The organism is Amycolatopsis sp. NBC_00438 (assembly GCF_036026695.1).
Lineage (GTDB): Bacteria > Actinomycetota > Actinomycetes > Mycobacteriales > Pseudonocardiaceae > Amycolatopsis.
The window spans coordinates 6500472-6523650 of the sequence record NZ_CP107923.1 but is presented as its reverse complement, the minus strand read 5'-3'; the positions used below and the strand labels follow the sequence as shown (position 1 = coordinate 6523650).

Annotated in this window: 19 protein-coding genes and 2 pseudogenes; 11 read left to right on the top strand and 10 right to left on the bottom strand. The window is 70.7% G+C overall.

Translation table 11 applies throughout. From position 1 onward, the window contains the following. Positions 1-8: 8 nt before the first annotated feature. The 6 genes from OG494_RS29160 (at position 9) to OG494_RS29135 (ending at position 5673) form a co-directional block, all read left to right on the top strand. Positions 9-1583 carry an alpha/beta hydrolase gene (locus OG494_RS29160; RefSeq protein WP_328444079.1) on the top strand — a complete coding sequence of 525 codons (1575 nt, stop codon included), beginning with the start codon at positions 9-11 and terminating at the stop codon, positions 1581-1583. A 152-nt stretch (positions 1584-1735) separates the two neighbouring features. After that, positions 1736-2644, top strand: coding sequence for an ABC transporter ATP-binding protein (locus OG494_RS29155; protein WP_328444077.1), 909 nt, complete (start codon positions 1736-1738; stop codon positions 2642-2644). Next, complete coding sequence (locus OG494_RS29150) at positions 2641-3372, top strand: ABC transporter permease (RefSeq protein ID WP_328444075.1); 732 nt, start codon at positions 2641-2643, stop codon at positions 3370-3372. The genes OG494_RS29155 and OG494_RS29150 overlap by 4 nt, the downstream gene beginning before the upstream one ends. Before the next feature lie 54 nt (positions 3373-3426). Then, positions 3427-4047, top strand: a complete 621-nt coding sequence (locus OG494_RS29145) for a hypothetical protein (RefSeq protein WP_328444073.1) — start codon at positions 3427-3429, stop codon at positions 4045-4047. Beyond that, a complete protein-coding gene (locus tag OG494_RS29140; protein WP_328444071.1) occupies positions 4044-4358 on the top strand; it encodes a transcriptional regulator in 315 nt (104 codons plus the stop codon). Before OG494_RS29145 ends, OG494_RS29140 begins: the two co-directional genes overlap by 4 nt. 1 nt (position 4359) lies before the next feature. Continuing rightward, positions 4360-5673: a DNA polymerase IV gene (locus OG494_RS29135; protein WP_328444069.1), complete on the top strand. Its 1314-nt coding sequence runs from the start codon at positions 4360-4362 to the stop codon at positions 5671-5673. A gap of 63 nt (positions 5674-5736) precedes the next feature. Here OG494_RS29135 and OG494_RS29130 read toward each other — a convergent pair whose 3' ends face one another. The 6 genes and pseudogenes from OG494_RS29130 to OG494_RS29110 all read right to left on the bottom strand — a co-directional run bounded on the left by OG494_RS29130 (position 5737) and on the right by OG494_RS29110 (position 11266). Beyond that, positions 5737-6819: a glycoside hydrolase family 88 protein gene (locus OG494_RS29130; protein WP_328444067.1), complete on the bottom strand. Its 1083-nt coding sequence runs from the start codon at positions 6817-6819 to the stop codon at positions 5737-5739. 72 nt (positions 6820-6891) lie between these two features. Beyond that, the gene (locus OG494_RS29125) at positions 6892-7563 is read right to left on the bottom strand and encodes a FadR/GntR family transcriptional regulator (protein WP_328444065.1); all 672 of its coding nucleotides are present in this window, start codon (positions 7561-7563) and stop codon (positions 6892-6894) included. 12 nt (positions 7564-7575) lie between these two features. After that, positions 7576-8610 (bottom strand): ABC transporter permease, encoded by a 1035-nt coding sequence (locus OG494_RS29120; protein ID WP_328444063.1) that lies wholly within the window; start codon positions 8608-8610, stop codon positions 7576-7578. A gap of 73 nt (positions 8611-8683) precedes the next feature. Continuing rightward, positions 8684-9388, bottom strand: a pseudogene (locus OG494_RS48465) (ATP-binding cassette domain-containing protein); the annotation flags it as partial. A 318-nt stretch (positions 9389-9706) separates the two neighbouring features. Continuing rightward, positions 9707-10177, bottom strand: a pseudogene (locus OG494_RS48460) (ATP-binding cassette domain-containing protein); the annotation flags it as partial. Between the two features lie 114 nt (positions 10178-10291). Continuing rightward, positions 10292-11266, bottom strand: coding sequence for a substrate-binding domain-containing protein (locus OG494_RS29110; RefSeq protein ID WP_328444060.1), 975 nt, complete (start codon positions 11264-11266; stop codon positions 10292-10294). Between the two features lie 382 nt (positions 11267-11648). On the opposite strand from OG494_RS29110, the gene OG494_RS29105 reads away from it, so the two are divergent. Next, positions 11649-12776, top strand: a complete 1128-nt coding sequence (locus OG494_RS29105; protein WP_328444058.1) for a CapA family protein — start codon at positions 11649-11651, stop codon at positions 12774-12776. 214 nt (positions 12777-12990) lie between these two features. On the opposite strand, the gene OG494_RS29100 is transcribed toward OG494_RS29105, so the two are convergent. From OG494_RS29100 to OG494_RS29090, 3 genes are all read right to left on the bottom strand, one after another. After that, a complete protein-coding gene (locus tag OG494_RS29100; protein ID WP_328444056.1) occupies positions 12991-14019 on the bottom strand; it encodes a family 2 encapsulin nanocompartment cargo protein polyprenyl transferase in 1029 nt (342 codons plus the stop codon). After that, positions 14019-15407, bottom strand: coding sequence for a family 2B encapsulin nanocompartment shell protein (locus OG494_RS29095; protein ID WP_328444054.1), 1389 nt, complete (start codon positions 15405-15407; stop codon positions 14019-14021). Before OG494_RS29095 ends, OG494_RS29100 begins: the two co-directional genes overlap by 1 nt. A gap of 244 nt (positions 15408-15651) precedes the next feature. After that, entirely contained in the window at positions 15652-17064 is a 1413-nt protein-coding gene (locus tag OG494_RS29090; RefSeq protein ID WP_328444051.1) for a family 2B encapsulin nanocompartment shell protein, read from the bottom strand. 487 nt (positions 17065-17551) lie between these two features. Between OG494_RS29090 and OG494_RS29085 the strand changes: the two genes are divergently transcribed. From OG494_RS29085 to OG494_RS29075, 3 genes are all read left to right on the top strand, one after another. Beyond that, the gene (locus OG494_RS29085; RefSeq protein WP_328444049.1) at positions 17552-18316 is read left to right on the top strand and encodes a bestrophin-like domain; all 765 of its coding nucleotides are present in this window, start codon (positions 17552-17554) and stop codon (positions 18314-18316) included. Further along, entirely contained in the window at positions 18313-19650 is a 1338-nt protein-coding gene (locus OG494_RS29080) for a DUF6923 family protein (protein WP_328444047.1), read from the top strand. Before OG494_RS29085 ends, OG494_RS29080 begins: the two co-directional genes overlap by 4 nt. A gap of 183 nt (positions 19651-19833) precedes the next feature. Beyond that, positions 19834-21402 carry an esterase-like activity of phytase family protein gene (locus OG494_RS29075; protein ID WP_328444045.1) on the top strand — a complete coding sequence of 523 codons (1569 nt, stop codon included), beginning with the start codon at positions 19834-19836 and terminating at the stop codon, positions 21400-21402. A 3-nt stretch (positions 21403-21405) separates the two neighbouring features. On the opposite strand, the gene OG494_RS29070 is transcribed toward OG494_RS29075, so the two are convergent. Then, a complete protein-coding gene (locus tag OG494_RS29070; protein ID WP_328444043.1) occupies positions 21406-22422 on the bottom strand; it encodes an autoinducer 2 ABC transporter substrate-binding protein in 1017 nt (338 codons plus the stop codon). 290 nt (positions 22423-22712) lie between these two features. On the opposite strand from OG494_RS29070, the gene OG494_RS29065 reads away from it, so the two are divergent. Beyond that, on the top strand, positions 22713-23168 hold the full coding sequence (locus OG494_RS29065) for a DUF4396 domain-containing protein (RefSeq protein WP_328444041.1): 456 nt from the start codon (positions 22713-22715) through the stop codon (positions 23166-23168). The last annotated feature ends 11 nt before the right edge of the window (positions 23169-23179 follow it).

Here is a 23179-nt window from a genome sequence, read left to right as displayed (position 1 = left end):
AGAAAACAGTGAGACGTGCTGTAATCGCCGCGGTGGCCGCCGCCGCGCTGGCGTCCGCGCTCGTGGCCGCGCCGGCCGCGACCGCCGCGCCCGCGCCGGCCGCCGCGTCGATCGCCTGGGGGCCGTGTACCGATCCCACGCTGGTCGCCGCCGGCGCCGAATGCGGGTACCTGCCGGTCCCGCTCGACTACTCGAAGCCGAACGGCGAGCAGGTCCAGCTCGCCGTCAGCCGGGTCAAGCACAAGGTCGCGGACGCGCAGTACCAGGGCGTCATGCTGACCAACCCGGGCGGCCCCGGCGGCTCCGGGCTGCTGCTGGCCACCCGCGGTCCGAGGGTGCCGAACCACGCGGGCGACGCCTACGACTGGGTCGGTTTCGACCCGCGCGGGGTCGGCTCGAGCAAGCCCGCGCTCTCGTGCGACCCGAACTACATGACCTACGACCGGCCGGAGTACGTGCCGGTGACGCCGCAGCTCGAGCGGACCTGGCTGGCCAAGGCCAAGGGGTACGCCGACGCCTGCGCCAAGAACAACTCGCGCGCGCTGCTGCAGAACATGAAGACGACCGACACGGTCAAGGACATGGACTCCATCCGCAAGGCGCTGGGCCAGAAGCAGCTGAACTTCTACGGCTACTCCTACGGCACCTACCTCGGCCAGGTCTACGGCACGCTGTTCCCGCAGAACGTGCGCCGGATGATCCTCGACTCGACCGTCGACCCGCGCGGCGTCTGGTACGGCGACAACCTGAACCAGGACGTCGCTTTCGACGTCAACATCCGGATCTGGTTCGGCTGGCTCGCGCAGCACGACGACGTCTACCACCTGGGCAAGACGCAGTCGGCGGTGCAGCACCTGGTCAACGAGCAGCTGCTGAAGCTGGCGCTGCACCCCGCGGGCGGGGTCATCGGCTCGGACGAGCTGATCGACGTCATCCAGCAGGCGTCCTACTACCAGCTGCGCTGGACGCTGCTCGGCGACGCGCTCTCGAAGTTCGTCAACAACGGAGACGTGGCGACGATGAAGTCGCTGTTCGAGGCGTTCGGCGGCCTCGGCGACGACAACGGCTACGCGGTCTACCTCGCCGTGCAGTGCTCCGACGTCCAGTGGCCGACCAGCTGGAACCAGTGGAAGGCCGACAACTGGAAGACGTTCGCCAAGGCGCCGTACTTCACCTGGCAGAACGCCTGGTACAACGCGCCGTGCCTGAACTGGCCGGTCAAGCCGGGCACGCCGACGAAGGTCGACGGCCACGGCGTGCAGAGCGTGCTGATGATCGACGAGACGCTGGACGCGGCGACGCCGTTCCCGGGCAGCCTCGAGGTCCGCAGCCGCTTCCCGGGCGCGTCCCTGATCGCCGAGCCGGGCGGTACGAGCCACGCGATCACCCCGCGCGGCAACGCGTGCGTCGACAACAAGATCGCCGACTACCTGGCGACGGGCGCGCTCCCGGCCCGCAAGCCGGGCCGCACGGCCGACGTCGAGTGCGCCCCGCTGCCCCAGCCGACGCCCCCGGCGCCGGCTCCGGCCGCATCGGCCAAGGCCGACACTCAGGGCCTGGTTTCGGGCCGGTTCACCGGCTGACCTGCGGTAACCGCTGAAAGCGGGGTGTCGGGCCCAGTGCCCGGCACCCCGTTTTTGTGCGCTCTCCGACACCGTGGGCTTTGAAGTTACGTGGACTTTGTGTTACAAAGTCCACAGCGACTTTGCGATTCAAAGTTCACGAAGGGGGACCCATGGACACCGGACCGGCGTTCGCGCTCCACGGCCTGACCAAGCGGTTCGGGCAGGTCACGGCCGTCGCCGACGTCTCGGTCGAGGTGGCGCGCGGGGAGGTCGTCGCGCTGCTCGGGCCGAACGGCGCGGGCAAGTCGACCACCGTCGACATGCTGCTGGGGCTGACCAAGCCGGACGCGGGGGAGGTCGTCGTCGGGGGCGGGAGCCCGCGCGAGGCCGTCGACCGGGGGCTGGTCGGCGCGATGATGCAGAACGGCGCGCTGCTGCCGGACGTCACCGTCGGCGAGATCGTCGCGCTGGTCGTCTCGACGCACGCCAAGCCGCTGCCGGCGGCCGAGGTGATCGCCCGGGCCGGCCTCCGGAACCTCGTGAAACGCCGCTGCGGCAAGCTTTCCGGCGGCGAGCGGCAGCGCGTGCGGTTCGCGCTCGCCCTGGCGGGCGACCCGCAGTTGCTCGTGCTCGACGAGCCCACCGCCGCGATGGACGTCGACGGGCGGCGGTCCTTCTGGGCGTCCATCCGCGGGTTCGCCGACACCGGCCGCACCGTGGTGTTCGCGACGCACTACCTCGCCGAGGCCGAGGACTACGCCGACCGCGTCGTGCTGATGCGCCACGGCAAGGTCGTCGCCGACGGCCCGGTCGCCGAGGTCCGGGCCGCGGTGTCCGGGCGCGTGCTGAAGGCCGTCGTGCCCGGCGCCGGCGAGAGCGACCTGGCCGCGCTCCCGGGCGTCACGAGCGTGCAGATCCGCGCCGGCCGCGCCGAGCTGGCCTGCGCCGACTCCGACGCCGCGATCCGCGGCCTGCTCGCCGCGCACCCGCTCGCCGCCGACATCGAAATCACCGCGCTCGGCCTGGAAGAGGCGTTCCTCGCCCTGACCGCCGACGAGACCGAAGGAGCGCCTGCGTGAACACGACGTACCTGAGCCTGGAGATCAAGCGGATCGTCCGCAGCCCGCAGTTCACCATCTTCACCATCGGCATGCCGGTGGCCATGTTCCTGCTGTTCGGCTCGATCTTCGGCAAGCTCGTCGCGCCGAACGGCCTCCCGGCGGACGTCCAGACCATGATCAACCTCGCCGCGTACGGCGCGAGCGGCGGCGCGCTGTTCACCGGCACGAGAGTGGCGCAGGAACGCACCGACGGCTGGCAGCGGCAACTGCGCCTGACGCCGATGCGCGGCCCCGGCTACCTGGTCGTCAAGGTCATCTCGGCCATGGCCGTCGCCCTGCCGGTGCTCGTGGTGGTGTTCGCCGCGGGCCTGGCGATGGGGGTGCAGATGAGCGCCGCGCAGTGGGGCCTGGTCCTGGTGTCACTGTGGCTCGGCACGCTCCCGTTCGCCGTGCTCGGCCTGGCCATCGGCCTGTTCGGCAAGGGTGACACGGTCGGCGCGGTCACCGGCGCGCTGATGATGCCGCTGGGCATGCTCGGCGGCCTGTGGATCCCGCTCTACGTCCTGCCGGACTGGATGGCCACGCTCGCCCACTTCTTCCCGACGTTCTGGCTCGGCCGGGTCGGCCTGGAACCGCTCGCCCACGCCGGCGGGATGGGCCTGGCGGTGCTGGTGCTGGCGGGCTGGCTGATCGTCCCGGCGCTCGTGGTGGTGCGCCGGTTCCGGCTGGACACGGCGCGGCTGTGAATGCGTGTTAACTTCCGTGCAGTACTGCGGGGTCTGCACGGGAGGGTGAGACAGGTGGACGACGAGCCGTTGTCGGCGGAGGAGTCGCTGAACCTGATCGCCCAGCAGAACCGGCGGATGCGCCGGGAACTGGGCGGGGGCCCGGCGCGGATGCTCGCGGCGTGGGCCCTCGCCTGGATCCTCGGCTGGGGCTTCGCCTACTACGCGACGCGGACCGGGAACGTGCCCGGCTGGATCGCCGGAGTGGTCGTCGCGGTGCTGTTCTTCGCCGCGATCGGCTACACCACCTACGTCAGCGCCCGGAGCGGGCGGGGGATCCGCGGGCCGTCCCGCACGGTCGGCGCGATGTACGGCTACAGCTGGGCGCTCTCGTCGATCGGGCTGAGCGTGGTCGACATCCGGATCACGCAGTTCGGTTCGCTGTCCTCCGATCAGGTGTCGTTGTTGTGGTCGGGCACCTGGCTGCTGCTGACCGGCGTGATGTACCTCGCGGGCGGGATGCTGTGGCAGGACAAGCTGATGTACGGCCTCGGCGCGTGGATGATCGTGTCCTCGGCGCTGAGCGTGCTGGTCGGTTTCCCGGCGAACTTCCTCGTGCTCGCCGTCTGCGGCGGCGGTGGGTTCCTGCTCGGCGCGATCGTGTACTTCGCGCGTGAGAAGCGCGGCCGCCGATGAGCGATCCGCTGCCACAGCTCGACCCCGTCATCCACGCCCAGGCGCGGCTGCGGGTCACGGTCGCGCTCGCCGGGCTGCGCGCCGACGACCAGATCACCTTCCCGCGGCTGCAGCAGCTGCTCGACATGACGGCCGGCAACCTCTCGACGCACCTGCGCAAGCTCGAAGACGCCGAGTACGTCGAGATCACGAAGGCCTACGAGCACCGCACACCGGTCACGCTGGTCCGGCTGACCGCCGCCGGGCGCGCCGCGTTCGAGAGTTACACCAAGGCGCTGCACCTGCTGCTGGACGCCACCGGCGGGGACTGACGTGGCCCGCTGGGTGATCCACCTCGACCTGGACGCCTTCTACGCCTCGGCCGAGCAGCTCACCCGGCCGACGCTGGCCGGGCGTCCCGTCCTCGTCGGCGGCGCCGGGCCCCGTGGCGTCGTCGCGGGCGCGAGCTACGAGTCCCGCGCGTTCGGCATCCACTCGGCCATGCCGATGGCGCAGGCGCGGCGGCTGCTCCCGGCCAACGGCGTGATCGTGCAGCCGCGGTTCCGCGTGTACGAGCGGCTCAGCCAGGAGGTCTTCGCCGTCGTCACGTCGGTGGCGCCGGTACTGGAGAAGATCTCCCTGGACGAGGCGTTCGCCGAGCCGCCTTCGCTCGTGGGTGCCTCGTTCGAAGCGGTCACGGAGTTCTGTGCCTCGCTGCGGGCGCGGATCCGGTCCGAGACGGGCCTGGTCGCGTCGATCGGCGCGGGCAACGGGAAGCAGATCGCGAAGATCGCCTCCGACGAGGCCAAGCCGGACGGGCTGCTGGTCGTGCCGCAGGGCACCGAACGCGAGTTCCTGGCGCCGCTGCCGGTGCGCGCGTTGTGGGGGATCGGCCCGGTCGCCGAGGGCAAGCTGCGGTTCATCGGCGTCCAGACGCTGGGGCAGCTGGCGGCACTGTCCGAAAAGGACGCCGTCGGCACGCTGGGCGGCGTGGTCGGGCGTGACCTGCGCCTGCTGGCCACCGGCTTCGACGACCGCCCGGTCGCCGACCGCGGCGAGACCAAGCAGGTCAGCGCCGAGACGACGTTCGACATCGACATCAAGGACCTGGCGACGCTGCGCGAGCAGGTGCGGCGGATCGCGGTGGGCGCGCACCAGCGGCTGGTCAAGGCCGAGCGGGTGGCCCGCACGGTGGTGATCAAGCTGCGGCACACGGACATGCACACGGTGACGCGGTCGGAAACGATCTCCGCCCCGACGGACGACCTGGCGGAGCTGTCGGCGACGGCGGAGCGGCTCCTGCTGGATCCCGCGGAGTTCGGCGGCATCCGCCTGGCGGGCGTCGCCTACAGCGGGCTTTCGGTGCCACACCAGGACGCGCTGTTCACCCTGGCCGTCCCGGAAACTCCGTCTTCGACGGTGGTCACCCCCGCGGCCCCGGCCACTCCCACGCCACCGCCGTCGACCTGGCGCCAAGGCGACGACGTGGTCCACGAAGAACACGGTACGGGCTGGGTCCAGGGGGCAGGCCACGGCCGCGTCACGGTCCGCTTCGAGCACCGCACAAGCGGCCCCGGTCGCGCGAAAACGTTCCTCCAGGACGACCCGGCCCTACGCCGCGGCGAACCCGGCGACTGCCTGTTGTGAAAGCCGTGAAGGCCTCCTTCCCGGCTCTTATGGCCGGGAAGGAGGCCTTCACGGCTTTGGGACCTACTCGGCGGAGCAGCCCTGGAGTTTGGCGACCTCCTGGCCGGCCAGGAGGAACGCGCCTACGCCGTACGCGGCGGTGTCGTTCAGTCCAGCGGTCGCCGGGCGGTCGCCGACGCCCTGGACGTAGCCCACCAGGCCGTTGGGCTGCAACGCCTTCGTCGAGAGCGCGGTCCACGCCTTGTCGACGACCGGGCGGTACTTCGCGGCGGGGAGGATGCCCGCGTTGACGCCCCAGCCGATGCCGTACGCGAAGAACGCCGTGCCGCTGCTCTCCGGGCCGCCGTGGTCGAACGGGTTCAGCAGGTCCGGGTTCCAGAAGCCGTCACGCCGCTGCAGCAGGGACAACGAGAACGCCATCTTCTTGTACACCCGCAGGTATTCCGCGCGGTGCGGGTCGGTGGCGGGCAGGGCCTGCAGCACCTTCGTCAGCGCCGCCAGGGCCCAGCCGTTGCCGCGCGACCAGAACACGCCTGAGCCGGTGAAGCGCGCGTCGCGGTACCACAGGCCGGTGAACTCGTTGAACAGCTTGTGTTCCGACGACTTGAACAGCTGGTCCATCGCGTCCACATAGGACGGATCATGGTCGATGACGCTCATCCGCGCGAACGACGGCATCGCCATGTTCAGCGCGTCGACGTAGTTCCAGTAGTCGCGGTGGCCGGCGTTGACGCTGGCCACCTCAGCGCGAATCCGGGTGCGGATCGAGTCGAGTGAGATCTCCGGGTGGAAGTACGTGTAGAGGTCGAGGTAGGCCTCGCCGGCCGCCTGGTCGTCCGGGAAGAACGGCCGTTTCGGGTCCTGCGGCAGCTGGTAGTTCGCGGCCTCCGCCCAGGGGAGCGTCTTGTGGTTGGACTGGCCGGTGGTCCGGACCAGGGCGAGGTTGCCGACGTGGAACGTCGCGTTCTGCCAGTCGATCGCGTCGAGGTTCGTACCGTTGGCGACCCAGTAGTTGCCGGCGGCGACCATCTGGTCCGCGACGGCGCAGTCCGCGGCGGCCGCGGTGGCCACCGGAGCGGACAGCAGCCCGCCGGTCAGCGTCACGGCCGCGAGCACGCCGAAGCCGCGAATTCCCGGGAAACGCATGGGAGCGTCCTCCTCAGCAGGTCGTGGCGGCGGGTGGGTCGCAGCGAGTGTTCAGGCTTCCCGCTGGACGTGTCAAGGTGCCGGTGAGCGGTACGGCGCAACGGTTTCCAGCAGCCGGCGCGACGCGGATTCGGCCCCGTCGGCGTTCTTCGCCAGCACCAGCGTGAGCACGCGGGAGTGCGCGACGAGCTCCAGCGGCTCGCCGTGCGCCCGCAGAGCCGCGACGACGGGCACCTGTAGCTGCGCGATGAGCGCGTTGCCGGAAGCGCGGATCAAGGCTGCGTGGAACTCCGAGTCGGCGTCGTGGAAGGCCGCGGTGTCCTGGCGTTCCACCGCGTCCGCCATCAGTTCGTAGGCCGCGGCCATCGCCGAGAGCTCGCCCGGGCGCCGGTGGTGCGCGGCCAACCGGGCCGCCTGTGGCTCGATGGTCAGCCGCAGCTCCAGCAGCTCGTGCAGGTGCTTGCGGCCGTCGGGCCCGTTGACGCGCCACGCGATGACGTCGGGGTCGATCGCGTCCCACGACTCCGGCGGCAGCGTCCACGTGCCCACGCGCGGCCGCGCGGACACCATGCCCTTCGATTCGAGGACCCGCAACGCTTCCCGGACGACCGTGCGGGACGCCGAGAAGCGCCGGCCGAGGTCCTCGGGGACGAGCGGCTGCCCGTCCCCGAGGACGCCTTCGACGATGAGCCGGCCCAGTTCGTCGACGATGTGGGCGTGCAGGCCACGCCCGGGATCGCTCATCGCCGGGCCGCGCTATTCGGGCAGGCCGACGCGGCGCTCTCCGCTGCGCAGCTGCTGCAGCACGACCGCGATCACCAGCAGCGCGCCGTGGGCGACGTTCTGCCAGAACGGGTTGATGCCCAGCCCGGACATGCCGTTGTCGAGCACGCCCAGGATGATCACCGCGAGCACTGTGGAGATGATCGACCCGCGGCCGCCCTTGAGCATCGTGCCGCCGAGCGCGGCACCGGTGACGGCCTGCAGCTCCAGGCCCTCGGACCCGGACACCGGCTGGCCCGAGCCGGTGCGCGCGGTGATCAGGACACCCGCGACCGCCGCGACCACGCCGGCCAGCGCGTAGACGCCGATGATGTACCGGTTGATGTTGATGCCGGCCAGCCGCGCGGCCGTGTCGTTGCCGCCGATCGCGTAGACGTTGCGGCCGATGTCGGTGTACTTCAGCAGGAAGTGCAGCGCCGCCGCGACGATCAGGAACACCCACACCAGCGACGGCAGGCCGAGGATGGCGCCCTTGGCCAGGAAGATGAACAGGTCGTCGCCGCCGGTGTAGCCCTGCGACTTGCCGTCCGAGATCACCTGCGCGATGCCCTTGTAGGTGGCCAGCATGGCCAGCGTCGCGACCACCGGGTTGACCCGGCCGAAGATGATGATCATGCCGTTGACCAGGCCGCAGACGATGCCGACGCCGACCGCGGCGAGGATGCCGACCTCGGCGTTGCCGGACGAGGTGAACACCATCGCCGAGACGACCGAGGCGAGGCCCGCCATCGAGCCGACCGAGATGTCCAGCGCGCCCAGGATGATCACCAGGGTCTGCACCAGCGCGAGCAGCCCCATGATGGTGATCGCGCTGCCGATCAGCAGCAGGTTGTTGGTGCGCAGGAAGTTGTCGTTCAGGACGCTCAGCAGGATGATCAGCGCGACGAGCGTGATGATCAGGCTCGAGTTCTGGACGCCGATGCCGGTCAGCACGCGGCGGAGGACCGAAGGCTGCTGTGGCGCCGCGGGCTCCGAGGACATGGCTTTCTCCTGGGTGGGGGTACTCATGCGCCGACCTCGCTGACGCTCAGTTCGGCCTGAGCGGCGAGCGCTGTGTTGAATGATTCGTTCGCAAGCTCACTCATGCGCCGATCTCCTGCTGCTCTTCTACTGCGGGTTCGGTTTCGGGGATGGCGAGGGTCAGCACGGCTTCCTCGGTGGCGTCGGCACTGGCGATCTCGCCGGCCAGCCGCCCCGCGCGCATCACGAGGATGCGGTCGGCCAGCGTCAGCACCTCGGGCAGGTCCGACGAGATGACCAGCAGCGCGATGCCTTCCGCGGCGAGGCCGTCGATGATCCGGTAGATCTCGGCCTTCGCGCCGACGTCGACGCCGCGGGTCGGCTCGTCCAGGATCAGCAGCTTCGGCCGCCGCGCGAGCCACCGCGCCAGAACGGCCTTCTGCTGGTTGCCGCCGGAGAGCTTGCGGACTTCCTGCTCCATCGACGGCGTCCGCACGCGGAGCTCGCGGATGTACTCCTCGACGAGTGTGCGTTCCTTCGCGCGCTTCACGACGCGGAAGCGGCGAAGGCGGTCGAGGACCGAGATGGAGATGTTGTCGCGCACGGACCGCTGCATCAGCAACGCGTCCGTCTTGCGCTCTTCGGGCGCGAAGCCGATGCCTGCTTTGACGGCGTCGCCGGGGTTGCGCGCGCGCAACCGCTTTCCGGCGAGCTCGACCGTCCCGGACCGGATCGGCAGGTCGGCGACGATCGCGCGGGCCAGCTCGGAGCGTCCCGCGCCGACCAGCCCGGCCAGGCAGACGACCTCGCCCGCGCGGACCTGCAGGGAGATGCCGGTGACGTCGTCGGTGGTCACGTTGTCGAGCTTCAGCACGACTTCGCCGGTGTCCTGTGTGACACGGCGTTCGAGCGCCGAGAGGTCGCGGCCGATCATCATCCGGACCAGGCTGGCTTCGTCGGTCTCCCCGGCCCGCTGGACGCCGACGAGCTTCCCGTCGCGCAGCACCGCGACGCGGTCGGCGAGCCGGAAGATCTCCTTCATCCGGTGCGAGACGTAGACGACCGCGACACCGTTGTCGCGCAGCCGGCCGATCAGCCGGAACAGCGCGTCCACCTCGTGTTCGGACAGCGACGACGTCGGCTCGTCGAAGGCGATCACCTTCGGCGGGGTGGCCGCGGTGAGCACGCGGAGGATCTCGACGATCTGGCGCTGCGCGGCCGAGAGCGCGACGCCGAGCGTCGCCGGGTTGAGCACGCCTTCGAAGCCGTACTCGGCCAGCGCGTCCTGCGTCGCCTTCAGCAGTGTGCGGCGGTTGAAGACCCGGGCCTTGGCGGGGAGTTCGCCGACGAAGACGTTCTCCGCCACCGAAACGTGCGGGATGATCTCGGGTTCCTGGTAGATCACGCGCACCCCGGCGGCCATCGCCGCGCGCGGGGTGTCGAAGGTGATCTCGGTGCCGTCGAGCAGCAGGCGGCCGTCGTCGGGCCCCTGGTCGCCGGAGAGCACCCGCAGGAGCGTCGATTTGCCGGCGCCGTTCTCGCCCATCAGCGCGAGGACCTCGCCGGAGCGGATCTCCAGGGAGACGTCGTCGAGGGCGGTGACCCCGGAGAAGCGCTTGCCGATGCCCTCGACGGCGAGCGCGGGAGCAGAGCTGGACATGATCGCCCTTCGAGCGGTGGAACCCGTGCCCGTCACTTTCACGTGAAAGTGACGGGCACGGGAGATCGGTCAGGTGCAGTTGACGCCGGCCTGCTTGTAGTTGTCCTTGTTGACGATCGTGGTCTTCGCGATCGTCTCCGCGGGCAGCTCCTTGCCGTTCTTCACCTTGTCCACCAGCACCTGGATCGCCGAACGGCCGACCTCGGCGCCGGAGATGTAGAGCGCGGACTTGTTGCCGGTGTCCTTGCCCGCCGCCCAGTCCTTGCAGGTGAGGTACGCGCCGAGCCCGACGCCGATGATGTTGTTCGCCTGTACGCCCGAGTTGGCCAGCGCCGTCACGACACCGGTCTCGTTCTCGTCGTTGCAGCCCCAGACGACCCAGTGCTTGACGCCCGGGTTCGAGCCGATCACCGCGCCGGAGCGGTTCTGCGCGTCGACCGGCGAGTTGTCCGTGCCGACGTCGATCACCGGGATGCCCGGGTCGCCGGCCTTCGCGAACGCGGACTTGGCGGCGTTGACGCGGTCGGTGCAGACGCTGAGGTCCTGCTTGTAGGCGCTGATGATCTTGGTGTCGGCGGCGGTCCAGCCGGCGGCCTTGAACAGCTTCCCGGCCTCGGTGCCGACCGAGTCGCCCATCTGGCTGCCGTTGAAACCGACGAACGGGGCCTTCGCGCCGGAGCCGTCCTTGATGACGTCGTCGGAGGCGATGATCGGGATGCCCGCGCTCTTCGCCTTGTCGATCACCTGCGGGCCGATGGCCTGGTCGGGGACGACGATGGCGACGCCGTTCGCGCCCTGCGCGACCGCGGCGTCCAGTTCGGTGATCGCCTTGTTGGCGTCCTGGCCGAGGTTGACGACCTTGAGCTCGACACCGAGCTCCTTCGCCTTCTCCTGCGCCCCCTGCGCCTGCTCGACGAAGTACTGCTGGTCACCCTGTTTCTGCAGGTAGTACAGCGTGATCTTGCCGTTGGCGGGCGCCTGCTGCGACGCCGGTGCTTCGGTCTTGCCGGAGGAGCAGGCCGCCAACATGACACCAGCAATCAAACAACAACCAACAACGCCCCAGGTCCGTGACCTGTGCGGGTATGTGGACATCGAGTGCTCCCATGGGGGCCGGGGGTGAGTGTTGCGGGCGCGTGAACGCCGTGTGACTCGTATTACAAGACACTCGTTCGGGTGACGTCAAGACGCTGCGGCCAGGCAGTTAGCGGAGTGAGATCTACTCTGTGTGATCGTCGTGTCGCGCGAGCCCGGCCATTAATCGTATTAATGAGGGCTCAACCTGCGCGTTGTCCGATGGTTGTCCAGTGTGAGTGTTGTGATCGGTGTTGTCGACTGTTGCGCTGGTTCCTGGCGGAAGCTGCCCACGGGATGTCGGATTCGCCCGACTGGGAGGATGGCCCGACCACGTCCACGAGGGGGATCGATGACGAGCTACCGCTTCGCCGCGCTCGCCGGGACCGCCGTCCTGCTGGCCGCCTGCAGCAGCCCGCCGCAGCAGGGTCCGGCGCCGACGCCGTTCCCGGAGTCGTCTTCGGACGCTTCGGCTCCGGCGCCCGACGGGTCGTTCAGCGTCGTCGCGACCGGCGACGTCCTGATCCACCCGGCGCTGTCGGACCAGGCCGAGGCCGACGGGCACGGCAAGTTCGACTACCGGCCGCTGCTGGCCGGGATCAAGCCGCTGATCTCCGGCGCCGACCTCGGCATCTGCCACCTCGAGACGCCGCTGGCGCCCGAAGGCGGGCCGTACAGCGGATATCCGTCGTTCAGTGCGCCGCCGGAGATCGCGGCGGCGATCAAGGACACCGGGTACGACACCTGCTCGACGGCGTCCAACCACACCATCGACCAGGGCGCGGGCGGCGTCGAGCGGACCTTGGACGCGCTCGACGCGAACGGTCTCAAGCACACCGGCTCGGCCCGGTCGGCGAAGGAAGCGGCGACGCCGCTGATCCTGGACGTCCACGGCGTCAAGGTCGCGCAGGTGTCCTACGCCTTCGGCTTCAACGGGATCAAGGTGCCGGCCGGGAAACCGTGGCTGGCCAACCAGATCGACGTCGACGACGTCCTGGCGGCGGCGAAGAAGGCTCGCGAAGCGGGCGCGCAGGTCGTGATCGCGAGCCTGCACTGGGGCGTCGAGTATCAGCACGACCCCACGGCCGAGCAGCGCAGCCAGGCCAAGAAGCTGCTGGGTTCGGACGACATCGACCTGATCGTCGGCCACCACGCGCACGTGGTGCAGCCGTTCGAGAAGGTGGGGGACAAGTGGGTGGCCTACGGCCTCGGCAACAGCGTCGCCCGCCACTCCGACCCGCGCGGGGACACGGAGGAAGGCGCGGCGGCCCGGTTCCGCTTCGTCCGCGACGGCGACCGCTGGAAGGTCGACAAGGCCGAGTACGTCCCGACCCTGATCAAGCTGGACGCGCCCATCCGCCTTCTCGACTTGTCGACATCTCCGACGTCAGCGCAGGTCACGAAGGCCCTGAGCGACACGGACAAGAACATCCTGTCGCTGGGAGCGGACAAAGACGGCCTCACCCGCCCCGGCAAGTAGCCGTACCCGGAGGGTCGGCTCGCGTACCCAGGGAGTCGGCTCGCGTACCCAGGGAGTCGGCTCGCGTACCCAGAGGGTCGGTTCGCGTACCCAGGGAGTCGGTTCGTGAGCCGACCCTCCAGGCACGCGAACCGACTGTCCAGGCACGCGAACCGACTGTCCAGGTACGCGAACCGACTGTCCGGGTACGCGAACCGACCCTCCGGGTACGGGGTCAGTGGGTGCGGGTGGTGATCAGGCGGGCCAGGGTGGCGAGTTCGGCGCCGGCGCGCGGGACCGGGTTCACCGCGGCCAGGTCGCGGAGGCCCTTGGCCAGGAGGGCTTCGGCCTGGGCCTGGCTCCACTGGCGGCCGCCGGCCTCGTCGACGAGAGCGGCCGCGCGGGCGAGCGAAGCCTCGTCGAGCGGGTCCGGGCCCGAGTAGAGCTCGGCCAGCTCGGCGCCCGCCGGCGTGCCGGAGCACAGGGCCGTCACGACCGGCAGCGACTTCTTGCGGTTCTGCAGGTCCGAGTACACCGGCTTGCCGGTGACGTCGGGGTCGCCCCAGATGCCGAGCAGGTCGTCGATGTGCTGGAACGCCAGGCCGACCGACCGGCCGAACGCGCCCAGCCGCTCGGCGTCCTCGGGCTTTCCCCGCCCGGCCAGCGCGCCGAGCGTGCACGCCGCGCCCAGCAGCGCCGCCGTCTTGCCCTCCGCCATCCGGACGCACTCGCCCGGCGTGACGTCGTCGCGTTGCTCGAAGCCGAGGTCCGCGGCCTGGCCGTCGAGCAGGTCGAGGACCCCGGCCGACAGCAGCCGGGTGCTCGCGACCCCGCTCGGCGCGAGGAGCTCGAACGCCAGTGACAGCAACGCGTCCCCGGCGAGCACCGCCGGGCCGGTGCCGAACACCGTCCACGCCGTCGGCCGGTGCCGCCGGGTCGTGTCGCCGTCCATGACGTCGTCGTGCAGCAGCGAAAAGTTGTGCACGAGCTCGACCGCGACGGCGGCGGGCACGGCGTCCGCCGCGTCCCCGCCCACCGCCTCCGCGCACAGCAGCACCAGCGCCGGGCGCAGCGCTTTGCCGCCGTCACCCCGCGTCGGCTCGCCCTTCGCGTCGCACCAGCCGAAGTGGTAGCCCGCGATCCGCCGCATCGACTCCGGCAGCCGTTCGGCCGCCGTCCGCGTCGCCGCGTCGACCAGGCTCTTGCTCCAGGTCAGGACGTCGGAGAGCGGGCGGGCCGCCGTGCGTGTGTCCAAGGTGGTCATCAGCGCCCGACCTCGACGTCGCCGAGCACGCCGAGCGCGTCCGGCACCAGCACGGCCGCCGAGTGGTAGGCGCTGACCAGGTACGACGTCACCGCGCGCTCGTTGATGCCCAGGAACCGCACGTTGAGGCCCGGCTGGTACTCGTCCGGCAGCGACGCCGGCCGCAGCCCGATCACGCCGGCGTCGTCCTCGCCGGTGCGCATCGCGATGATCGACGTCGTGCCCGCGTCGGTGACCGGGATCTTGTCGCTCGGCAGGATCGGCACGCCGCGCCACGCGCTCACGCGCCGGCCGTCGAGGACCGTCGTCGCCGGGTAGAGCCCGCGCGCGGTGCACTCGCGGCCGAGGGCCGCGATCGCGCGCGGGTGCGCCAGGAAGAACCGGGTCTTGCGGCGGCGGGTGAGCAGCTCGTCCATGTCGTCCGGCGTGGGCGGGCCGCTGCGGGTGGTGATCCGCTGCTTGAGGTCCGCGCTGTGCAGCAGCCCGAACTCGGTGCTGTTGATCAGCTCGTGCTCTTGCCGCTCCCGCAACGCTTCCACGGTGAGCCGCAGCTGCTGCTCCAGCTGGTTCATCGGCTGGTTGTAGAGGTCGGTGACGCGGTTGCTGACGCGCAGGATCGTCTGCGCGACAGCGAGGTCGTACTCCCGCGGCGACGGGTCGTAGTCGACGTAGGTGCCGGAGAGGATCGGCTCGCCGTCGTGGCCGGCGGACAGGTCGATGCTCGCCTCGCCGCGGGCGTTCTGGGGTTTCCGTTCCCGGCCGGCCATCTCGGCGACGTGCGCGCGCAGCGACTCCGAGCGGCCGTTGAGCCGGGCGTACGCCGACGCCGGGAGGATCAGCGCGATCACGCGGGTCTTCGCGCGGGCGGTGAACTTCCAGGTCGCGTCGTCGCGGGCGAGCAGGTCGGCGCCGAAGTGGTCGCCGTCGGTGGCGGTGCCCAGCAGCGTCTCGTCGCCGTATTCGCCGCGGCCGTGCTGGGTCACCTTGCCGTGCGCGATGAGCACCAGCGTGTCGAGCGGGTCGCCGGCGGTGGTGATCGCCGAGCCCGGTTCGTACTCGCGTTGCTCGAAGGCGTCGGCCAGCGCGGCCAGCGCCTGCTCGTCGCCGAACCCGTGCAGCAGTTCGAGCTCGGTCAGCTCGGCGGGCACCACCTGGACGCGGGCGCCGGTATTGAAGAAGCTGAGCTTGCCGTCGCCGATCGTGTAGGTCAGCCGCCGGTTGACCCGGTAGCTGCCCGCCGGGACCTCGACCCACGGCAGCTGCGAGAGCAGCCACCGCGGGGTGATGCCGCGCATCTGCGGGAGCGATTTGGTGGTCGTGCTGAGCGTGCGGGCCGCTTGGGTGCCGAGTGACAGCTGCGGCGGCGCCGGTTCTTCGGTGACGGTCAAGGTTTCACGCGCCGATCGGGTTCTGGGGCTTCAGGAGGACGGGCGCCCGCGGGCTTCGGCACGATCCGGGCGGCGGCCGTGCCCAGCCCCGTCGGGCCGAAGGCCGATGGGGGGAGGCCATACCCCGCCTTACGGGGGTCCGGGGGCAGCGCCACCGGCGCGGGGTGTGGGGGTTCGACCCCCACGGTGCGGAGCCGCGGGGGCTCCGCGTCCGGCTTCCGGGGTGGCGTGGCGGGTTCGGGCATCAGCCCTCCCGGCCGATCTCGGCGCTCTCCAGCACGGCGAGCGCGTCCGGCACCAGGACGGCGGCGGAGTAGTAGGCGGACACGAGGTAGGAGATGATCGCCTGTTCCGAGACGCCCATGAAGCGGACGTTCAGGCCCGGCTGGTACTCGTCCGGCAGCCCGGTCTGGTGCAGCCCGACGACCCCCTGGGCCTGCTCGCCGGTGCGCATCAGCAGGATCGAGCTGGTGCGGGTCTCGGTGACGGGGATCTTGTTGCACGGCAGGATCGGGATCCCGCGCCACGCCGGCACCTGGTGCCCGCCCATGTCGACGGCGTCCGGGTAGATCCCGGCCTTGCTGCACTCGCGGCCGAACGCGGCGATGGTCTTCGGGTGGGCCAGGAAGAACCCGGGGTCCTTCCACACCAGCGAAAGCAGGTCGTCGAGGTCGTCCGGCGTCGGCGGCCCGGTGCGGGTCGGGACGCGCTGGGCGAAGTCGGCGTTGTGCAGCAGGCCGAAGTCGGTGTTGTTGATCAGCTCGTGCTCTTGCCGCTCCCGCAACGCTTCCACGGTCAGGCGCAGCTGCTGCTCGATCTGGTTCATCGGCTGGTTGTAGAGGTCCGCGACGCGGGAGTGCACCCGCAGCACGGTCTGGGCGACGCTCAGCTCGTACTCGCGCGGCGAGCTGTCGTAGTCGACGAACGTGCCCGGCAGCGCCGGTTCGCCGTCGTGGCCGGCGGAGAGCGTGATCTCCGCTTCGCCGTGGTCGTTGCGGGCCGACGCGCCCCCGGCGACGAAGGCTTCCAGGTGCGCCTGCAGGGTCTCCGACCGGTCCCGGACGTCCTGGAACGCCTGGCGCGGCAGGGTCAGCACGGTGCACCGGGTCACGGCCTTCGCCGTGAACTCCCAGATCCCGTCGCCGCTGACCAGCACGTTCTCGCCGAAGTAGTCGCCGTCGGCCATCGTGCCGAGCACCGTCTGGTCGCCGTAGGCGCCGGTGCCGACCTTGGTGATCTTGCCGTGGGCGATGAGGAAGACGTGGTCGGCCTGGCTGCCGAACTCGACGAGCGCGTCACCCGGCTCGTACTCCTGCTGGCCGAAGCGGCTCGCCAGCTCGGTGAGGACCTCTTCGTCGTCGTACCCGCGCAGCGGCGCGAGCTCGCCGAGCTCCGGCGGGATCACGCGGACCTCGGCGCCGGTCGTGGTGAACGTGACCCGCCCGTCGCCCACGGAGTAGCTCAGCCGGCGGTTGACGCGGTAGGCGCCGCCGGAGACCTCGACCCACGGCAGCAGCTTCAGCAGCCACCGCGACGAGATGCCCTGCATCTGCGGGACGGACTTCGTCGTCGTCGCCAGGGTCCGGGCCGCGGCCCGGCCGAGGCTCAGAGGTGCCTGTTCCGCGGTCGCGGAGTCCACCGGGTCGGTGACAGTCACAGCGAGAACCACCCATTCGTTCGGAGTCGGTGCGCGCCCGCCCTGCGGCGCGCGGAGTTGTGACCTGCGATTTTCGATAATGCGCGGTTGCCGGCGCCGCGAAATCAACATATCAACCGGGCGGAGCCGCACAATGACACGATCGGGTCACCGGGTTATTCACCGGGCCGCGGTCCGGCCATTCCGGACACTCGCCGGCGGGGTGTCGGCCACAATTGGTGACGGCGGGTGCTCGCGCGTCACTCGGTCGGGAATGTTCCCTGCTCGTAAGGGGAATTCGGCGTAGCGCCACGCGGTGGCGGGACGGGCCCCGGTGCCGGTCGGCTGGGCCGAACCGGCGATAATCGGAGCGCGGGTGCGGCCACTCGGATGATTCCCACAATGCTACGTTGTCCGCCCGGAAATGGATGACTAACTTGAGCGGGTCCCGGTCGCGGAATTCACCGGGTGGCTCGTCCCGCGCCGTCGCGCGGGTGAAAGGACTCGGATGAACATCTTCCTGGCCGGCAGTCTGTGGGTGGTCGGCGCGGCGCTCGTCGGCGCCGTGATCGGGTACCTGGTCCGGCGGTTCGGCTGGGACGAGGGGCGGGCCGACAACAACGACGCGGCCGGCCAGGTGTTCACCATCGTCGGCGGGCTGCACGCGGTGCTGATGGCGTTCGTGCTCATCTCGCTCTACGACTCGGTGGGCGGCGCGACCCAGGACGCGCAGACCGAGGCCGACAGCCTCGTGGCGGCGACCTGGGCGGCCGACGCGCTCCCGCCCGACACCGCGGACCGCGTGCGCCAGCTCGCCACCGCCTACTCGCAGACGGTCGAGCAGCAGGAGTGGCCGCGCCTGGCCGACGGCGGCGCGATCCCGGCCACCGGCTGGACGCAGCTGGACCAGATGCGCCAGGCCGTCGCGGCCGCGAACGTCGACGGCGACTGGCAGATCGACCGCAAGACCGAGGCGAGCAACCAGCTCTGGTCGGTGTACCAGTCCCGCACCCAGCGGCTGAACAACGCCGGCGGCGGCGGGGTCGGCGCGGTCGTCTGGTTCGCGCTCGTCCTCGGCAGCATCATCACGGCGATCCTGCTGCCCAACCTCTTCGGCGGCACCCGGCTCGCCGCGCACATCATCATCGTCTCGACCCTGGCCGGCACGATCACGTTGCTGTTGTTCGCGATCTACCAGCTGCAGAACCCGTTCAGCGGCGGCGCGAGCATCCCGCCGGACGCGTTCAAGTCGGCGCTGGAAAGGCTGGCTTGACCGGCGGGAGGGCCCGCTGGGCGGCGATGCTCGGCATCGCCGCGGTGGTTTCGGCACTGCTCGCGGCGACGGGGTGGCTCGCTCCGTCGCCGTCGAAGCGCCCGGCGGCCCCGGCCCCTGACGGCTGCACGATCCTGCAGGCCGAGAACGAACGCAGCGGCGCGCCGACGACGTTGCGGCTGCTGTCGCTGCCCGACGGCCTCACGAAACGCCTGACCGAGGTCGGGTACTGGATCAACGCGATGGGCTACGCGCCCGCGCAGGACGTGGTGTACGGCGTCGCCGACGGCACCCGCGCCGGCCGCTACCACGACGGCGCGCACGCCGTGCGCATCAGCCGGACCGGCGCGGTCACCGACCTCGGCGTGGTCGGCAAGGCGGGCAGCCGGCACCCGGTGTGGAGCCAGGTCACCGGCGCCACCGCCGGCGTGGTGGCCGGAAACCGCTGGTACGTAAGGCAGAACAGTGACCTGTACACCGTGGACGTCGACCCGGCGAGCGCCGACTACGTGCGCGTCGTGCACCGGACGTCGCTGCGGCCGGTGGCGCTGGCCGACGGCGTCGACGACTTCGCCTACGACCCGGCGGACGGGCTGCTGTACGGCATCTCGACGTCGTCGCGCGGGGACAGCTCGGTCGTGACGCTCGACCCGTCGTCGGGCGAGGTCGCGGTGGTTCCGGGCCTGCGGCTGCCGAGCGGCGGCGCGTACGGCTCGGTCGTCCTCGGCCCGGGCTCGATCTACGCGACGGCCAACCACGAGGGCCGCCGGAGCGTGACGTACCGCCTGCCGCGCGACGGCTCGGGTCCGGCGGTCGAGATCTCGACCGGCCCGGTGCTGGCCAGCGGTGACGCGGCCGGCTGTTACGCCGAGGCGGCGGTGCCCTCGCCGCCGCCGACCGAGCCGCCGCCGAACACGCCGCCGCCCACCGAGCCGCCGCCCAATACCCCGCCCCCGAACACACCCCCGCCGAACAGCCCACCGCCCAACTCGCCGCCGCCGAACCCGCCGACGCCCACTCCCGCACCGAAACCGAAACCGACACCGACAACCCCGGCGCCCGAGCCGCCGCCCCCGTCGCAGCCGCCGCCGGTGGAGGAACCGGTCGCCGTGGTGGCGCCGACGCCGACGCCGTCACCACGGGAAGAGCCCACGACGGTCGCGCCGACCCCGCCGCCATCGACGAAAAGGCCGCACGTGGTCCCGACGAAGAAGCCCGAACCCGTGGTGCAGGACACCGCCGTGCGGACGAAGGAGCAGCGCCGCTGGGGCCTCACGACGTTGATCCTGGTGCTGGGCGCCGGAGCGGTCGCCGCAGCTCGCCGCCACCGCTAGCACCGTGGCCGGGGTCGTGAGTGTTTAGGGCGGTTCTAACCGCCCTAAACACTCACGACGAGCTGCGGCAGACCACCCGGCGGCACCGTTAACGCCACGGCCTCCTCGAAGACGGGCATTGTCCACTTCGGCCACTCAGACTCCTCCTCCGGCGCAGTCACGCGCCGGAGGAGGAGAAAACCGATGAAGCGGGTACGAATCGCCCTGGTGGCCACGGTCCTGGCGCTGCCGCTGGCCGCGGCGGGGCCGGCCTCGGCACACGAGCACGGGCCGCGGGCGAAGGACGACCACTACCGCGTCCGCGCGGGGCACGCACTGCAGGACGACGTGCTCGGCAACGACCGCGGCGCCACCGCCGTCGTGCGGCACACCGCGGCCGCGCACGGCACCGTCACGATCGGCGCCGACGGCGCGTTCCACTACACCCCGGCGCCCGGCTTCCGCGGCCGTGATTCCTTCACCTACACCGTTTCCGACGCTGTGAAGCTCTACCCGACCGCGCTGAAGCCCCTGGCCACGATCGGCGGCGTCCAGATCAAGGGCGGCGCCTACGGTTCCGCGCTGACCCCGGTCCCCGGCGAGCGGGACGAGTTCTACGGCCTCACCGACCGCGGCCCGAACGTCGACGCGCCCGGCGGCGGCAAGATCGAGCCGCTGCCCGCGTTCACCCCGGCCATCGGGAAGTTCCGGCTCCGCGACGGGAAAGCCGTGCTGGAGAGGACGATTCCGCTGCGTGCCGCGAACGGCACGCCGTACAACGGCCAGGTCAGCCCGCAGGCCGACACCGGCGAGAAGATCGTCGACCTCGACGGGAACGTCCTGCCGAAGTCGGCGGACGGCTACGACTCCGAAGGCCTCGTCGCGCAGAAGGACGGCACGTTCTGGGTGTCCGACGAGTACGGCCCGTTCATCACGCACTTCGGCCGCGACGGCCGGGCGATCGAGCGGCTTTCGCCCTTCGACGGCTCGCTGCCCGCCGAGCTGAAGTACCGCGTGCCGAACAAGGGCATGGAAGGTCTCGCGCTGACCCCGGACGGCCGGACGCTCGTCGGCGTCATGCAGTCCGCGCTGCAGCAGTTGGACCTGACGAAGAAGCCGGGCAACGTCACCACGCTGCGGATCGTCACCGTCGACCTGCGGACCCGCGCCACGCACGAGTACCTCTACCTGCTCGACGACCCGGACACGACGGGCACCGCGGTCAGCGAGATCACCGCCCTGTCGGCGACCCGCTTCCTGGTGGACGAACGGGACGGCAAGCCCGAACCGGGCGCGTACAAGAAGCTTTTCGAGATCGACCTGTCCGGCGCCACCGACGTCGGCCCGGAGGCAGCGGGCTACGACGCCGTCAAGGGCGGCGTGCTGGTCGGCGGCAAGAGCATCGACGCCTACGTCGGCAAGGACACCACCGCCGACGCGATCGAGGACCTCGCCGCGGCGGGGATCAAGCCGGTGAGCAAGAAGCTGAGCCTGGACCTCGGCGCGCTGGTGACCGGGCTCGACCCGGCCGGCGGCTTCTTCGGCCACGACAAGGTCGAGGGTGTCGCGACGACCGACGGTGGCCGGACCCTCGTGATCAGCAATGACAACGACTTCGGCATCGACGGCGTGACGAACGCGGCCCCGCCGTACGCGCTGCACGTCAAGACGTTGCCGGACGGCCGTCAGGACGACGGCGAGTACCTCGCGGTCGACACCGCGAAGCTCCCGGCGGTCACCAGCACGGCGACGGTCACCATCGACGTCCGGTAGAGATCAGTACTTGAACTGGTCGACGTTGTCGGCGGTGATGAGCAGCGGATCGCCCAGCAGGACGGTCTTCGACGGGGCGTCGTACTTCACCGCCGGCAACTCCAGGTTCACCTTGTTGACCGGGCTCAGCGGCTTGCCGTCGGCGACCTGCTTGGCCGTCCAGGCGGTCAGCCAGCCCAGTGACTCGACGTTCCACAGCACCGACTGCGAGCACGAGCCGTCGAGCAGGTACGGCTTGATCGACTGCGGCGTGCCGACGCCGACGGTGAACACCTGGCCGATCTTCTGCTGCTCCTTCACGGCTTTCGCGACGCCCGGCGCCGACGTCGTGCATTCGCCGACCAGGCCGGTCAGGTCCGGGTGGCGGGCCATCAGCTGCTTGGCCAGGACCACGGCCTTGTCCTCGTCCTCGCCGGCGTAGACCGTCTCGACGAGCTGGGCCTTGGGGTAGTGGTCGGCGGTGTACTGCTTCTGGACCGAGATCCAGCTGTTGAGGTTCGCCGCGGCCGGGCCGCACGAGACGATCGCGTACTTGCCGGCGCCGCCGGTCTTCGCCATCAGCGCGTCGGTGACCGCGTTGCCGATGCCTTCGGCGCTGGCCTGGTTGACGAACACCTCGCGCTGCGTGCCCGGCGCGTCGGTGTCCGAGGTGAGGACGTGGATGCCCTTCGCCCGGGCCTCGGCGATCACCGGCGCGAGCGCGGCGGGGTCGTTCGGCGCGACGACGATGACGTCGACCTTCCGCGCGATCAGGCCACGCAGGATCGTCACCTGGGCGGCCGGGTCGACCGTCGCCGGGGGGTTCATCGTCCACTCGACACCCAGCTGCTTCGCGGCTTCCAGCCCGCCGCTGTTCATCGCCTCGAAGTACGGGATCTTGGCGATCTTGGGCACGAACGCGATCCGCGTCGGTGCCGGCGGCGGCGTGCTGCCGAGCTGTTCCGAGCAGCCGCCGAGCGCGAACGCCACGCTCAGCAGCAGCGCCGCGATCAGCCGGGACGTCCTCGTCGGCCCTCGCATCCCACCCATTCCTCATTGCTTCGGCGACGGTCTGCGCGCGGTGGAGACCCACGGCGAACGTAGGGCCCCGGGTAACTGTGGTCAACGGGATGTGCGCAAAGGGTTACGGAAGTGAGTTCTACCTGGTGGCTTTCCGACGGGGTAATGCCTGGTCGGCGGTGTTCGCTACGGCTAGTGACAGGTAATGCCACTCTGGGTAGTGTATCGGGGGGTCGAGGGTCGCTGTGCGTGCTCGCGCTGTGGTGTGCGAGACAGGCGCCTGGATACCCCTTGGGGGTATTATCGACGGCATGAGCGAACAGCATGGGGCTTCGTGGGCGACCGCGGTCCAGGCGACCTTGCACTGCCTGACCGGCTGCGCCATCGGTGAGGTGCTCGGCATGGTGCTGGGCACGGCGTTCGGCCTGCCCAACGCGGCGACGGTGGTCCTGTCGATCGTGCTGGCCTTCGTCTTCGGCTACGGCCTGACGATGCGCGGCGTGCTCAAGTCGGGCCTGGACCCGGCGGCGGCGTTCAAGGTCGCGCTGGCCGCGGACACGGTGTCGATCGCGGTCATGGAGGTCATCGACAACACGGTGGTCGTGGCGATCCCGGGGGCGATGGACGCGGGCCTGGCCAGCGTGCTCTTCTGGCTGTCGCTGGTGATCTCGCTCGCGATCGCGTTCGTCGTGACGGTGCCGGTGAACAAGTGGATGATCGGCCGCGGGCTCGGGCACGCGAAGGTGCACGCCCATCACCAGCACTGACGGCCTCGGGG

Coding starts and splice junctions, on each gene's coding strand:
- OG494_RS29140 (WP_328444071.1), top strand. CDS start 4,044: ATGAGCGATCCGCTGCCACAGCTCGACCCCGTCATCCACGCCCAGGCG.
- OG494_RS29105 (WP_328444058.1), top strand. CDS start 11,649: ATGACGAGCTACCGCTTCGCCGCGCTCGCCGGGACCGCCGTCCTGCTG.
- OG494_RS29125 (WP_328444065.1), bottom strand. CDS start 7,563: ATGAGCGATCCCGGGCGTGGCCTGCACGCCCACATCGTCGACGAACTG.
- OG494_RS29085 (WP_328444049.1), top strand. CDS start 17,552: ATGAACATCTTCCTGGCCGGCAGTCTGTGGGTGGTCGGCGCGGCGCTC.
- OG494_RS29075 (WP_328444045.1), top strand. CDS start 19,834: ATGAAGCGGGTACGAATCGCCCTGGTGGCCACGGTCCTGGCGCTGCCG.
- OG494_RS29065 (WP_328444041.1), top strand. CDS start 22,713: ATGAGCGAACAGCATGGGGCTTCGTGGGCGACCGCGGTCCAGGCGACC.
- OG494_RS29155 (WP_328444077.1), top strand. CDS start 1,736: ATGGACACCGGACCGGCGTTCGCGCTCCACGGCCTGACCAAGCGGTTC.
- OG494_RS29130 (WP_328444067.1), bottom strand. CDS start 6,819: ATGCGTTTCCCGGGAATTCGCGGCTTCGGCGTGCTCGCGGCCGTGACG.
- OG494_RS29120 (WP_328444063.1), bottom strand. CDS start 8,610: ATGAGTACCCCCACCCAGGAGAAAGCCATGTCCTCGGAGCCCGCGGCG.
- OG494_RS29070 (WP_328444043.1), bottom strand. CDS start 22,422: ATGCGAGGGCCGACGAGGACGTCCCGGCTGATCGCGGCGCTGCTGCTG.
- OG494_RS29100 (WP_328444056.1), bottom strand. CDS start 14,019: ATGACCACCTTGGACACACGCACGGCGGCCCGCCCGCTCTCCGACGTC.